The organism is Psychromonas aquimarina ATCC BAA-1526, from assembly GCF_000428725.1.
GTDB classification, from domain to species: domain Bacteria; phylum Pseudomonadota; class Gammaproteobacteria; order Enterobacterales; family Psychromonadaceae; genus Psychromonas; species Psychromonas aquimarina.
On the sequence record NZ_AUAM01000034.1, the window covers coordinates 37,328 to 50,813 of the forward strand.

Genomic DNA, 13,486 nt, shown 5'->3' on the forward strand with positions numbered 1-13,486 from the left:
CGATGTAAAGGTGCATGACAAAATAAGTGAATTTAAAGAGAGCTGACGCTTATTTTATATAATAAACATTTGCTAAAAATACAGGTCATATATTTTTTGATAAGTGCCGTTTTCAATGATTATTTTTAAACCAAGATTTAACCGTTCCCGTAATTGATCATTACCTTTTTTCACAGCAATACCGTACCCTTCCGAAAACTTACGCATAAACATATCTTCGATACGGCGAATAGAAAAATATTTTTCATTATCTTCCTGTTTTAGAAAGTCAGCTACGACCGCATGATCGGCAAAAGCACCGTCTATTTTTCCATTTTTTAAATCAATCAACGCATCAGATACCGTCAGATAGGAGATAATAAAACTGTCTTCTTTGGCATAGCGGATTAAATAATTCTGATTAGAGGTATTAGCTTTTACACCGATAAATTTACCCGCTATTGAAAAATCATCTGAAGACGATTTTTTACTCACAAAAACCGGCGGGTTTTTATAATAACTATCAGAAAAATCGACTTTTTCTTTTCTTTCATCGGTAATATCCAGAGCCGCAATCACCGCATCGAAACGGCCGAACTGCAGCGTTAATAACAAGCTGTCAAAGCTTTGCGGATGAAAACTGCAGGATAAATTAACAGCCTGACATATTGCATTGGCAATATCGATATCAAATCCCTGGAGTTCCTGCTTCTCATTTAAGTATTCAAAGGGGTAATAATTGCTTTCAGTGGCAAAGCTAACCGTAAGAGGTTCATTCGGCTCGGCAGCTGATAAATATGAAGAAGACAATAAACACAGGCAAAATAAACTAAGGCGTGATAAAAACATAATGTTTAACTTCCAATAAGCACGGCATACAAAAGAGATATTCATGGTAAAATTTTAACTATCTAGAACAAAAATTCGCCATTATAACAATCCTGAAGTTTATAAACTATCTATTTACAAGGTATAGCTCAAAAACGCATAATTATGCACTTATTTTGACAATTAAGTTGTTGATAATTGCCCAATATAACTTATCATTGCCCATTATTTTCAAAGTAATTAAATGAGTAATTTTTAATATGAAACAATCAACTGAACTAATGGATTTCTTTAAAGCCTTATTAAAAAAAGAGCGCCTAAGCTCACAAGGTGAAATCGTCGAAGCATTACAGCAAGCTGGTTTTCATAATATTAACCAATCTAAAGTCTCACGGATGTTAAGCAAAACAGGTGCAGTACGCACCCGTAATGCCAAAAGAGAGATGGTCTACTGCCTGCCGGCTGAACTTGGTATTCCAACAACAACCAGCCCGTTAAAAAACCTGGTATTAGATATTGACCGCAATGACAGCCTGATTGTTATTCGTACCAGCCCTGGCGCCGCACAGCTGATTGCACGACTGTTAGATTCAATAGGCAAAGCTGAAGGCATATTAGGCACCATTGCCGGCGATGATACAATTTTTATCACCCCGAGTAATAGTAAAAAAATCGATGAAACCCTGACTGTGGTCAAACAATTATTTGAATAAAATGAAGCCTGCAGACAGACAGTAAACAAATACATAAATCAGCAGCGCTATGCACTTTGACAGCAGTGTTAAATTGATATAATCATCATAAATAACGGCAGCGGTATCACAGCAGCCGGGCACGCGGCGACTATACAAAAGAGTAACTTAACACAACACAAGCAAGCCGTTTCCTAAGCTGTTATTAACGAATAGCAGCTTGTACAAAGGCACTCAGCTCATCAGTTAATTCACAACGATGCAACTCCATTACACTAAAAACGTTTATAAACGATTGATTAAGAAACATATAACTGCCTTAGCTGCGCTGTCGGTAAATATGCATTCAGCGTAAAAACAGATGCGGCTTTTAAAATAAAGACCTACACTAATCAAAAACAACATAAATAAACAGCAGTCACGGCATAAAGGTTATTATATGAAAAAAAACCAGGGGCTCACATTAATTGAACTTTTAATTGTTGTTGCAGTTATCGGTATATTAGCCGGCATTGCCTACCCCTCCTATCAGTCACATCTGATTACGGCTCGCCGCGGAGACGCAAAAGCAGAGTTAATAAAAGCACAGCTAAAACAGAGCGGACTGCATATATTAAACCCGAGCTATTCAACCGATAAAAGCGAACTCGGACTGGAAGACAACGATTATTATACTTTTACTCCGGTTTCTGCCGGGGCCAGCACTTATTTAATAAAAGCAGTCGCCAAAAACGGCACAAGCCAGGCTAATGATGAAGCGCAGTGCAGGTCATTATTCATAGATCAAGACAGCAACCATACCAGTAATGGTACAACCAATAATGATCAGTGCTGGTAATGACCGGCAGACAGGTCTGGCGCAGTCACATCAGTTAATAGCGGGCATTAAGCTCTTTGGCATTAAAAAATTCCAATGGTTTATCTAAAATATGCTGATAAATAACGTTATAAGCTAAAACATTTTTTACATAGCGCCGGGTTTCATTATAGGGGATCGTTTCTATCCAGCTGTCCATGGCAAGTCCCTGCACCGCCCTGCCTTTTTTCTTATCGCGCCAGCGATCCACACGATGAGGCCCGGCGTTATAAGCAGCTGTCGCTAAAATTCGATTACCTTCATAACGCTTAAGCAGCATATCGAAATACGCGCTGCCTAACTGAACATTAATTTCTCCCTGAGTTAACTGCGCTTTTTTCTTATATTCTTTCAAACCTATTTTTCTAGCTGTTTCCTTAGCGGTCTGCGGCATCAGCTGCATATAACCACGCGCTCCGACAGGGGAATTTGCATACTCATCAAAAGAGCTTTCCTGACGAGTAATGGCATAAAGGTAGGTAGAATCTAGCTGATATTTATCTGCATTAGCTAAAAACAGCTCAGGTTTAACTTCAGGAAAACGAATATTTAAAGCGTCCCAGCTTTTTGAACGGATGCTTGCAAGTACAGACAAATGCGCCCAGCCTTTCTGAAAAGCATACAGACCTAACTGCTGCTGCTGCCTGCCGCCTCGGCGTTTAAGCAGAGCTTCCCATTCTCGTTTTAATAAGGAGTTATGTTTGTTAAATACCAGTTCCTCAATATGTGCGAGTTCAGCCTGCAGATAACTCAAGCTCTGCAGCTGATCCATTACTAACTGCGCATTAAGCTGATAAGCAACACCGAGTTTTTGAGCGGCCAGAAAACCGTAATAAGTTCGTTCAGCTGCAATTTTCTGATAAAGCTTATTCGCCTGAACATATTGCTTATTATTTTCCAGTACCCGCGCCTGCCAGTATATCCATTTTTGATGCTGTTTTCGGGCCGGCGGCAGCTTAGTTAACCAGTGTTCAATATCTTTCCAGCTATTAAACTTAATGGCGTAACGAATACGGCGTTCAATTAACGAGCTGTCCCCTATATTAATCAGCTCAGTATCTAACCAGGCAAAATGCTTAATTTCATTACGGCTTAAAATAAGTGATGCGAGATATCTCTTTATTTTAATCTCTTCCTGCAGGCTAAAGGCCGCCTTTTTCTGATAGATAGAAAATGCCTGCAGCCCTGAACTCACCTCTTTTCTTGCGAGTCTTTTGATACTCGTTGCTAAAAAAGCAAAACTTTTCTGCTGCCTGTTTTTAAATAACTGCGAATTTAATAATTTTTCAGGATGTTTATTAAGCGCGTATAATTTTTTAGCTAAAGCTTTATCCTCGGCTTCCATTAAACTGATCAGATAAGACATTATGCCTTTATTATTATTTAAATAGGCTAATTCAAAGCGTTTCCAGATTAGTTTTGCAGATATCTTTTTATTGCTTTTGTAGTGGTCAAAAACCTCATCGCAGGCATTAGGCTGGGAAAATCCGCTTAACCAGACTTTTCTTGCCGCCGGCCAGATTTTCGCAGAAGCTCCTTGTTTTATCTGCGCTTTAATATGGGAACATTTCAACGAGGGAGTGTTAGGCAGTTTAGGGTAAAAAGAGAGGAACTCATTCCAGTATTCATTCTTAGCCAGGTAATACAAATAATCGCGCTGCAGATCATCACTGATCCGCCGGTTAGGATACTGTTTAAGATAAGCACGTACGGCCGCCAGACTGCTCTTGGTAAAACTTGCTTTCAGCTGATAATAATCAAGAAGATAAGTCAAAGGATAATCAGGGATCAACTTGGCCTGTGCCTGCGCTTTAGACCATTTCTGCTCTTTTTGTAAATCTCTAGCCTGCGAGTAAATTTCTCTCTGCTGATCCAGAGAAAAAGAAGCTGCCAAAGCAGATATTGAGAAAAAATAAAGACATACAATAAATATTTTATTCATAGCAACCTACTTTATAACAACAAAAAGTATTTATAACATCATAAGGCTGCTGAAGATAATAGTATCTGGGTATATTTTTCCTGCGCATGCCCAAATATTTCGCTGGTCAGCCCCTGCTCGATAATTTTCCCGGCCTGCATTACCACAACACGATGGCTGACTGCCCGCACTACAGATAAATCATGACTGATAAAAATATAGCTTAATGAAAACTCTTTTTGCAAATCAATTAACAATTCTAAAATTTGTTTCTGGATCGTACGGTCAAGTGCCGAAGTAGGCTCATCTAACACGATTAATTTAGGCTTTAATATCAGTGCCCTGGCAATGGATATACGCTGTCTCTGACCGCCTGAAAATTCATGCGGATAACGTTTTCCACTGTTTTTATCTAAACCTACCTTAGCTAAAACCCGCTGCACTTCAAGTTCAATTTGTGTTTCATCCATAGCACTATGCACACGCAGACCTTCAGCAACAATTTCATGCACCGACATGCGCGGACTTAAACTGGCAAAAGGATCCTGAAAGACAATCTGCAGTGAACTGCGAATTCGGCGCATCGCACTGTTTTTCAACTGATCGATACGCTGTCCTAAATAAACAACTTTGCCTTCACTGTCATTGAGCTGCAGTACAGCTTGTGCGAGAGTGCTTTTACCTGCACCGCTTTCACCAACAATAGCAACCGTTTCGCCCTGGTGAACCTGCAGACCGGCATTTTTAACCGCATATAACTTAGAGGTTACTTTTCCCCAAAAGTTCTTGCTCAGTGGAAATGAAACATTAATATTTTCTGCACTTAAAATAAGATCGTGTCTCTGCAGTGCAGGCATCTGTCCCTGCGGCTCCGAAGATAATAATTTTTTTGTATAACTCTGCTGCGGTGTAGTGAATAAACTTTCTGTCTTATTGTATTCAATCTGCCTGCCGTCACACATAACAACCACATCATCGGCAAAGTTACGCACAATATGCAGGTCATGAGTTATCAGCAGAATCCCCATATTAAGGCGTTTCTGCAGAGATTTAAGCAGCTCTAATATCTGTTTTTGAATGGTGACATCTAATGCGGTCGTCGGTTCGTCTGCAATTAACAGCTCAGGTTCATTCGCTAATGCCATGGCGATCATAACCCGCTGGCGCTGACCACCAGAGAGCTCATGAGGGTAAGAAGATAAACGGCTTTCAGCATTATCTAATCCCACTAATTCCAGCAGCTCAATAATTCTTTTAGTCGCTGGTTTTCCTGTTAAGCCCTTATGCAGTAGGAGTGCCTCTGCAATCTGCTTCTTTATCGTATGCAAGGGATTAAGCGAGGTCATCGGCTCCTGGAAGATCATACTGACTTTATTACCGCGGATCGCCTGTAAAACTTTATCCCCCTTGCCTACCACCGCCTGGCCTGACAAGTAAATTTCCCCCTGCTCATGATGCGCGTGCGGATATGGCAGCAGCTGTAAAATAGACAGCGCAGTAACCGACTTTCCGGAGCCGCTTTCTCCAACCAGCGCCAAGGTTTTGCCACGCTGCAGTTCAAAATTAAGGCACTCAACCACCTTCAGCTGTGCAAAACTAACTGATAGATCCTGCACTTTTAATAAAGGCAGGCCCGCATTATCTAAGCTCATAAAATTTTCCTAGGATCAAATGCATCACGAACAGCTTCGCCAATAAAAACCAGCAGTACAAGAATGGTAGAAAGGGAGATAAAGGCACTGGTCGCAAGCCAGGGAGCATGCAGATTGTTTTTCCCCTGTGCGACCATCTCGCCTAATGAGGCAGAGCCTAAAGGTAATCCAAAACCAAGAAAATCCAGAGAGGTTAACGTTGTTAATGCTCCGGTAAACAGATAAGGCATAAATGTCAGCGTAGCAATAAGCGCATTGGGTAGAATATGACGGAACATAATCTGATTATCCGAAACACCAAGCGCTCTTGCAGCTTTAACGTATTCTAAATTACGCCCGCGTAAAAATTCAGCCCTGACAATGCCCACTAACCCCGGCCAGCTGAATAAGATCATTAAGCCTAATAACCACAGAAAAGTCGGTTCAACAAAGCTGGCTAAAATTATCAGCATAAACAGCATAGGCAGGCCTTCCCAGATCTCCAGCAGCCTCTGCCCGAAAAGATCAATACGCCCGCCATAATAGCCGTTAACGGCACCAACAAAAACGCCGATAAGCGAACTGCACAGAGTCAGCGCCAGAGCAAAAAATACAGAAATTCTAAAACCGTAAACCAGACGGGCAATCACATCCCGGCCCTGATCATCGGTGCCTAAATAATTAATATGATTAGGTGCAGAAGGGGCTGACTCAGTTAATTCATAATTAATGCTGTCGTAATAAAAAGGAATTAACGGCCAGAGTATCCAGCCCTCCTTCTCTATCTGCTCAACCATATAAGCATCATGATAATCCGTGCTGATATCAAAATCACCGCCGAGCTTATTTTCCGGTACATCTTGAATAATTGGAAAGTACCACTGTTCCTGATAGGAGATCATTATCGGTTTATCATTTACCCATAACTCCCCCAGTAAACTGAGTAAAAACAAGCCTGAAAATATCCACAGAGACCAGAATCCGCGCCGGTTTCTTTTAAACTGCTGCCAGCGTTTTTCATGGATAGGGTTACTGCGCATCCGCTGCCAGGTTTGTAATAGTGCCATTAGGAGTGCGCCTCAAAGTTAATACGAGGGTCGATAAGCGTGTAGGTAATATCACTGAGCAGTTTCAGCAGCAGACCGACTAGGGTAAAAATATACAAGGTCGCAAAAATCACCGGATAATCCCGGTTAATAACCGATTCAAAACCTAATAAGCCTAGGCCGTCTAAAGAGAATATAACTTCAATTAACATAGAGCCGGTAAAAAATATGCCGATTAGCGCTGCAGGCAGCCCTGCCAGCACAAGCAGCATAGCATTGCGGAAAATATGCCCGTATAAAACACGCATTTCCGAGCACCCTTTGGCTCTTGCTGTTACCACATACTGTTTATAAATTTCATCAAGAAAGGAATTTTTAGTGAGCATGGTTAATGTTGCAAAGCTTGCTAGAACCGAAGCAAAAACCGGCAGAGTTAAATGCCAGAAGTAATCTTTAATCTTGCCCGGTAATGATAACTGTTCAAAATTATCCGATGTCAGTCCGCGTAAAGGAAACCAGTCGTAATAGGAGCCGCCGGCAAAAAGTACAATCAGCATAATCGCGAGAATAAATGCCGGGATCGCATAACCTATGGTAACAATGGTACTGCTCCAGATATCAAAACGGCTGCCGTGTGATGTTGCTTTTTTTATACCTAAGGGAATCGAAATCAGATACGCCAGCAGGGTTGTCCATAGACCCAGAGAGATAGAAACCGGCATTTTCTCAATAATCAGATCCGTAACTTTCGCATTACGGTAAAAACTCTCGCCAAAATCAAACTGAATATAACGCCCCAGCATAATAAAGTATCGTTCTATAATGGGTTTATCAAAGCCGTACAACTTTTCCAGGGCGGCAATATATTCAGGGTCCACCCCCTGCGCGCCGCGATATTTACTGTGTTCCGACCTTCCCTGAGTTTGTTTTATTTCGCTGTCTGTCCCGGAAGCAATACGGCTGCTGCCGGAGGCATCAATGCCCTGATACTGGGCAATGGCCTGTTCCACCGGACCGCCGGGAGCAATCTGCACGATAAAGAAATTAAGGGTCATAATGCCGAGCAGCGTAGGGATAATAAGCAGCAGTCTGCGAAGAATATAATGATACATTACAGCTCCTCTTGTGCATCAGTCTCAGCGCCAGTTAACCACCAGGTCTCTAAGCCCAGCTGATAATAAGGCTGTATCTTAGGGCGGGAGAATTTATTCCAGTAGGCAATACGGTAAGCAGAAAGGTACCAGTGAGGGATAACAATATACTGAGAAAGCAGAACCCGATCCAGTGCACGTGTCACATCAACTAACTGCTCCCGGGTATCCGCCATAATCAGAGTGTCGATCAGCTTGTCAATAACCGGAGAGCAGATACCCGCCCAGTTTGCCGTACCCGGCTGCATCACGCTGTCACACCCCCAGTAGCCTGACTGCTCATTACCGGGAGAACTTGACTGACCTTTACGCAGCGAGACAATATCAAAATCAAAATCATTTAAGCGGGTCACAAATTGTGAAATATCCACTAAACGAATAGTCGTTTTAATACCGATACGCTGCAGATTACGCCGGAAAGGCTGTACAACACGTTCAAAGTCTTTACTGTAAAGTAAAAATTCAAAAGTAAACTGCCTGCCGTTTTTATCCTGCATTTTACTGTCTTTAAGTGTATATCCTGCCTTCTCAAAAAGGGCAACCGCCTGCCTCATCTGCGCACGGTTATTGCCGTCAGTAGCACGCTCAGGAATCACAAGCGGCTGAAAAACTGAATCCGGGAGCTGATCTTTATAGGGCTCAAGTAAAGCGAGCTCCTTCCCCTGGGCTTTACCTGCCGCAGCCAGCGGTGAGCCGGAAAAAAAGCTGTTAATACGCGAATACGCCCCGTAAAAAAGGTTTTTATTCGCCCATTCAAAGTCAAACAGCAGACCAACTGCCTGTCTAACGTGTACATCTTTAAACTTATCTTTACGTAAATTAAACCAGAATCCCTGCATCCCCTGCGGATTATTATCTGCTAATTTTTCAAAACGAATATCACCAGAACTGAAACGGCTGCTTTTATAAGAGGTTGCCCAGCGTTTCGATGACGTCTCCATACGATAATCAAAAGCACCGGATTTAAATGCTTCAAAAGCGACACTGTCATCCCGGTAGTATTCATAAACTAGCTTGTCAAAATTATGCATGCCTTTATTAACCGCAAGATCTTTTGCCCAGTAATCGTTAACCCGCTGATAAATTATCTGTTTTCCGGCTTTATAGCTCGCCACTCGATAGGGCCCCGAACCTAACGGAATGGTTAAATCGGCTTTAGAGAAATTTTTATCCTTCCAGAAATGCTCAGGCAGAATAGGCAGCTGCCCTATGATCAGTGGCAGTTCACGGTTATTTTTTTCATTAAAATAAAAACTAACCTGCTGCGGGTTATCAGCAGTCACATGATCCACACCTGAATAATAAGAGCGGTAGTGAGGTGCCCCCTCGCTGATTAACAGCTCAAAACTAAATTTTACATCCGATGCTGTAATCGGCTCACCATCATGAAAGCGGGCAGAAGGATTAATTTTAAAGCTGACAGAGCTATAATCTTCAGCCACACGTACCTGCTGCGCAATCAAACCGTATAAACTAAAGGGCTCATCTGCGGCTTGTTTTAATAACGTATCATAAATACTGGCGATCCCCGATGCGGCCCGGCCTTTTACAATATAAGGGTTCAATGAATCAAAACTGCCGATGGTCGCCTGTTTAAAACTTCCGCCCTTAGGGGCTTTGCTATTTACATATTCAAAGTTAGTGAAATCAACAGGATACTTTAAGTCTCCATACATGCTGATGCCGTACTGCCAGGAAGAGGAAAAAGAGCTGGAACTCACAGAGCAAAAAAAGATAAAGATAATAAAATGAAGTCGTCGCAATACTATGTTTTTTGGCATTGAATAGGCTACTTTTATATAGAGAGCAAAATACAAGGAGGCATAATAAAAGAATATAGGTAATTCAGAATGAACAAAAGTGTTTTTAAAGAAAAAAGAGAGGTAAAAGCAAGGAACTTATCCATTTAAGAATGCCCTAACTTTTGTAATTCAACAAGCAATAAATTAATTTATTTGAAGAAAATATAGTTGGGTCAAAAAACGGTTTTCTTAATTACAAAAGCCGGATAAACGTGATCATGATCACTTTTAAAATGTGCAAAAAAGCCTAATCTATTTATGAACACAATGAGTGTATAACCAAAAGGTGTCTTATATGAGAATTGAAATTACTAGCAAACAAATTACTATCACTGACACAATGCGCACCAAAGTAGAGGAACGTTTCCAAAGATTAGAAAAACTGCAGATTCCTTTAATCAAACCACACTGCATCATTACAAAAGAGCCTAAAGGCGTAAAAATAGAAGCAACGATCGGTGTACCAAACGGCAAAATTTTTGCCCATGCAGAGCACGATGATTTATACACAGCCATCGGCCAATTATTCCAGAAAATCGAACGTCAACTGAATAAATATCTTCACAAGTCTGAAGCGACTCGCGCTAAAAACCACGGCAAAGATATGTGCCGCAATGGTGAAATTTCAGGTCAGCCTATGGAAGAGCCGGAAGTTGAAATTGAATCTGATGCAGAAATCAAAATGAATAAAGAATTTGCTGCATAAACCAGATAAATAGATAAATAACAGGCAAAGAAAAAGGAGGCTAATAACCTCCTTTTTCTTTGCCTGAAGATAAATTATTTATCTTCGTAGTGACGGTTATCATGAGCCTGCTGCAGCAGTATGCGGCTCTCATTCAAAAACAGCGTGGAATAGTCTCCCATCCAGTTAGTCACTGATTTAAAACGATTGATAAATGCCTCTCTATCAACATTTTCCAGCAGCTCAATGGCCTCGGCAAAATGCTGATGATAACGTTTAATCATAGCCAGATTATTCTTCTGCGACAGAATAATATCAGCATACAAAGCCGGCTCCTGAGCAAACAGACGGCCGACCATGGCTAATTCTAAACGGTATATAGGCGAGCTTAAATCCAGGAGCTGTTCCAGATCCGCATCGACCTCCTGCAGGTGCACACCATATACAAAACTCGTAAAGTGACGTAAAGCCTGAATCAGGGTCATCGACTCATCATGAGTGGCTGCATTTACATTATATAAATGTGCTCCCCATATCTTCATCTGCTCAATTAACCAGGCGTATTCTTCCTCACCGCGGCCGTCACAATAAACAATAACCTGTTTAGCGAAGCTGCTGATATCCGGGCCAAACATAGGGTGCAGACCAACAACCGGGCCTTTATGCACATCCAGCATTGCCTGCAGAGGACCGTCTTTAACACTGGTAATATCCGCTAAAATGCAGTCATCGGGTAAAAAGCTCAGCTGATGAATAACCGATTCAGTCACATCAATTGGAGAGCCGACAATAACCAGCCCCGCTTTACTGCAGATCTGCTCTGCCTGCTCCCAGTTAGCACGCCCGAGAATATCAACCTGATAACCAGAGAGTTCAAACATTTCAACAAAGCGTTTACCTAATAAACCGTTACCACCGATAATAACAATTCGTTTCATCGCCGGGTTAACCGTTTTAAAGCCGGTATCATTTTCACTGGCGTAAGACTCACGCATGGTGCGGCGTAAAATATCTTCGATTAAATCAGCCGGAACACCTTTAGATTCAGCCTCTGCGCGTCTTTTCGCCAGCATAGCGGCTTCACGCTCAGGCACATAGATAGGTAAACCGTGTTCAGTTTTTACTTCGCCGACTTCGCCCACTAAACGCAAGCGCTCTGCCAGCAGATCAATTAACTGCTGATCAACAGCATCAATCTGATCTCTTAATTTACTTAAAGGCATAGTCTCTTCTTACCTGTTCTTTAATGTGTCTTTTAATAAAGATACGGCATCTTCTAATAATACCGTTGTAGTTTCCCAGTTAATGCAGGCATCCGTCACCGATACTCCGTATTTCAGCTGTTCAGCAGGAAGGTCAACAGACTGATTACCTTCATTAATATTACTTTCCAGCATAATACCGATAATAGATTTATTGCCTTCAATTACCTGATGGAATACATCTTTAGCAACCAGCGGCTGCAGCGTGTGGTTCTTATTAGAGTTTTCATGACTGCAGTCAACAATCAGAATGTCATCAACTTTCGCTTTTGCAAGTGCCTGTTCAGCAAGGGTCACATTAAGTGAATCATAGTTCGGTTTACCGCCGCCGCCGCGCAGAATAACATGACCGTCCTGATTACCTTCAGTTTGTAATAAAGCACTCTGGCCTAACTGATTAATACCCATAAAGCGGTGCGGAGATGAAGCAGACTGCATGGCATTTACCGCTGTTGATAAACTGCCGTCAGTGCCGTTTTTAAAACCAACAGGCATAGACAGGCCGCTGGCCATTTCACGGTGAGTTTGTGATTCTGTAGTACGGGCGCCAATAGCCGCCCAGCTGAACAGATCCCCTAAATACTGCGGGCTGATAGGATCAAGTGCTTCGGTCGCAATCGGCAGTCCAAGCTCTGAAATCCATAACAGAAGTTCACGCGCACGCTTTAAACCGGTTTCGATATCAAATGAATCATCCATATGCGGATCATTAATCAGACCTTTCCAGCCGACCGTAGTACGAGGTTTTTCAAAATACACGCGCATTACGATATATAAAGTATCTTTATACTGATCATGAAGCTCTTTCAGTCTAGCGGCATACTCTTTTGCGGCTTCAATATCATGAATAGAACAAGGGCCACAAATGACTAAAAATCGCGAGTCATTTTTATGAACGATGTTAGAAACCACTTTTCTAGAATCGTTAATGAATTGATAAACACTTTCAGATGCCGGCAGTTGTTTTTTTAATTCTGCAGGTGTAATTAATACTGTTTCTGATTGAATGTGGATATTTTCATTTTGTGGGGTAGTCATTTTAGTCTCAGTTGCATGTTAATCGTGCAAACATCATAACATAGCGGGAAAATAGATCATGCGAATAACAATTCAAATTGTTAAATAGGCAGATCTGCATGCATATTCTTATATAGTGCATAAAACAAAAACACGGAAAGCTGGAATATTATGGAATAGAGATAGTGTTTTTGTGCAGGCGTGAAACTTTAAGGGAAAATTCATGTGTTGCTTATAGAGAGCAAGCTTGGCGATGGCCAGGACTCGCAGAGCTCCTCCGCTCGTGACACTGCGCTGTCGCCAAATCTCCAGGGCACGCAGAGCTTATACCATTCCGCCTAATTATGTGATCTAATAGTATTATTATTTTAAATAATTAAATACTACTGGTGATTATGAAAAAAGATGACTTTAATTTATTAGCTAAAACTCATCAAAGTGTTCGGATGAGACTTCGTTTTATGGCTTTAGCTCATTTCCAAGAAGGACACTCACGTTATGCAATCGCTAAGTTTTTAAAAGTAAGCAGAACCAGTGTAAATAAGTGGATCTCACAATATCACTTGGATGGGATAGACGGATTAACTGATAAAAAAACAACTGGTAGACCTTTTCG

Annotated in this window: 12 protein-coding genes; 4 read left to right on the top strand and 8 right to left on the bottom strand. The window is 41.5% G+C overall.

Annotation, left to right across the window (positions count from 1 at the left end):
• Window positions 1-72: 72 nt before the first annotated feature.
• Window positions 73-828, bottom strand: a complete 756-nt coding sequence (locus tag G337_RS0113390; RefSeq protein ID WP_028864343.1) for a transporter substrate-binding domain-containing protein — start codon at window positions 826-828, stop codon at window positions 73-75.
• 239 nt (window positions 829-1,067) lie between these two features.
• Here G337_RS0113390 and argR point away from each other — a divergent pair, with 239 nt between their 5' ends.
• A complete protein-coding gene (gene argR / locus G337_RS0113395) occupies window positions 1,068-1,520 on the top strand; it encodes a transcriptional regulator ArgR (RefSeq protein ID WP_028864344.1) in 453 nt (150 codons plus the stop codon).
• 418 nt (window positions 1,521-1,938) lie between these two features.
• Window positions 1,939-2,337, top strand: coding sequence for a type IV pilin protein (locus G337_RS0113405; protein WP_028864345.1), 399 nt, complete (start codon window positions 1,939-1,941; stop codon window positions 2,335-2,337).
• A 34-nt stretch (window positions 2,338-2,371) separates the two neighbouring features.
• Here the strand turns inward: G337_RS0113405 and G337_RS0113410 are convergent, their stop codons facing one another.
• The 5 genes from G337_RS0113410 to G337_RS0113430 are packed head-to-tail and all read right to left on the bottom strand — an operon-like array spanning window position 2,372 to window position 9,780.
• Window positions 2,372-4,297, bottom strand: a complete 1,926-nt coding sequence (locus tag G337_RS0113410) for a transglycosylase SLT domain-containing protein (RefSeq protein WP_028864346.1) — start codon at window positions 4,295-4,297, stop codon at window positions 2,372-2,374.
• Between the two features lie 38 nt (window positions 4,298-4,335).
• Complete coding sequence (locus G337_RS0113415) at window positions 4,336-5,928, bottom strand: ABC transporter ATP-binding protein (protein ID WP_028864347.1); 1,593 nt, start codon at window positions 5,926-5,928, stop codon at window positions 4,336-4,338.
• Complete coding sequence (locus tag G337_RS0113420) at window positions 5,925-6,974, bottom strand: ABC transporter permease (RefSeq protein WP_028864348.1); 1,050 nt, start codon at window positions 6,972-6,974, stop codon at window positions 5,925-5,927. The genes G337_RS0113415 and G337_RS0113420 overlap by 4 nt, the downstream gene beginning before the upstream one ends.
• A complete protein-coding gene (locus G337_RS0113425) occupies window positions 6,974-8,065 on the bottom strand; it encodes a microcin C ABC transporter permease YejB (RefSeq protein WP_028864349.1) in 1,092 nt (363 codons plus the stop codon). The genes G337_RS0113420 and G337_RS0113425 overlap by 1 nt, the downstream gene beginning before the upstream one ends.
• Window positions 8,065-9,780 (bottom strand): extracellular solute-binding protein, encoded by a 1,716-nt coding sequence (locus G337_RS0113430; protein ID WP_028864350.1) that lies wholly within the window; start codon window positions 9,778-9,780, stop codon window positions 8,065-8,067. The genes G337_RS0113425 and G337_RS0113430 overlap by 1 nt, the downstream gene beginning before the upstream one ends.
• Before the next feature lie 421 nt (window positions 9,781-10,201).
• On the opposite strand from G337_RS0113430, the gene hpf reads away from it, so the two are divergent.
• On the top strand, window positions 10,202-10,612 hold the full coding sequence (gene hpf, locus G337_RS0113435) for a ribosome hibernation-promoting factor, HPF/YfiA family (protein ID WP_028864351.1): 411 nt from the start codon (window positions 10,202-10,204) through the stop codon (window positions 10,610-10,612).
• A gap of 74 nt (window positions 10,613-10,686) precedes the next feature.
• Here hpf and tyrA read toward each other — a convergent pair whose 3' ends face one another.
• Window positions 10,687-11,814: a bifunctional chorismate mutase/prephenate dehydrogenase gene (gene tyrA / locus G337_RS0113440; protein ID WP_028864352.1), complete on the bottom strand. Its 1,128-nt coding sequence runs from the start codon at window positions 11,812-11,814 to the stop codon at window positions 10,687-10,689.
• 9 nt (window positions 11,815-11,823) lie between these two features.
• A complete protein-coding gene (locus G337_RS0113445) occupies window positions 11,824-12,891 on the bottom strand; it encodes a 3-deoxy-7-phosphoheptulonate synthase (RefSeq protein ID WP_028864353.1) in 1,068 nt (355 codons plus the stop codon).
• 374 nt (window positions 12,892-13,265) lie between these two features.
• On the opposite strand from G337_RS0113445, the gene G337_RS28220 reads away from it, so the two are divergent.
• A partial coding sequence (locus G337_RS28220) for a helix-turn-helix domain-containing protein (RefSeq protein ID WP_157619314.1) occupies window positions 13,266-13,486 on the top strand: 221 nt, incomplete at its 3' end.

What these genes read in the sequence shown, in the direction of transcription:
- G337_RS0113410 (WP_028864346.1), bottom strand. Translation starts at nt 4,297, where the DNA reads ATGAATAAAATATTTATTGTATGTCTTTATTTTTTCTCAATATCTGCT.
- G337_RS0113390 (WP_028864343.1), bottom strand. Translation starts at nt 828, where the DNA reads ATGTTTTTATCACGCCTTAGTTTATTTTGCCTGTGTTTATTGTCTTCT.
- hpf (WP_028864351.1), top strand. Translation starts at nt 10,202, where the DNA reads ATGAGAATTGAAATTACTAGCAAACAAATTACTATCACTGACACAATG.
- G337_RS0113430 (WP_028864350.1), bottom strand. Translation starts at nt 9,780, where the DNA reads ATGTATGGAGACTTAAAGTATCCTGTTGATTTCACTAACTTTGAATAT.
- argR (WP_028864344.1), top strand. Translation starts at nt 1,068, where the DNA reads ATGAAACAATCAACTGAACTAATGGATTTCTTTAAAGCCTTATTAAAA.
- tyrA (WP_028864352.1), bottom strand. Translation starts at nt 11,814, where the DNA reads ATGCCTTTAAGTAAATTAAGAGATCAGATTGATGCTGTTGATCAGCAG.
- G337_RS0113420 (WP_028864348.1), bottom strand. Translation starts at nt 6,974, where the DNA reads ATGGCACTATTACAAACCTGGCAGCGGATGCGCAGTAACCCTATCCAT.
- G337_RS0113445 (WP_028864353.1), bottom strand. Translation starts at nt 12,891, where the DNA reads ATGACTACCCCACAAAATGAAAATATCCACATTCAATCAGAAACAGTA.
- G337_RS0113415 (WP_028864347.1), bottom strand. Translation starts at nt 5,928, where the DNA reads ATGAGCTTAGATAATGCGGGCCTGCCTTTATTAAAAGTGCAGGATCTA.
- G337_RS0113405 (WP_028864345.1), top strand. Translation starts at nt 1,939, where the DNA reads ATGAAAAAAAACCAGGGGCTCACATTAATTGAACTTTTAATTGTTGTT.
- G337_RS0113425 (WP_028864349.1), bottom strand. Translation starts at nt 8,065, where the DNA reads ATGTATCATTATATTCTTCGCAGACTGCTGCTTATTATCCCTACGCTG.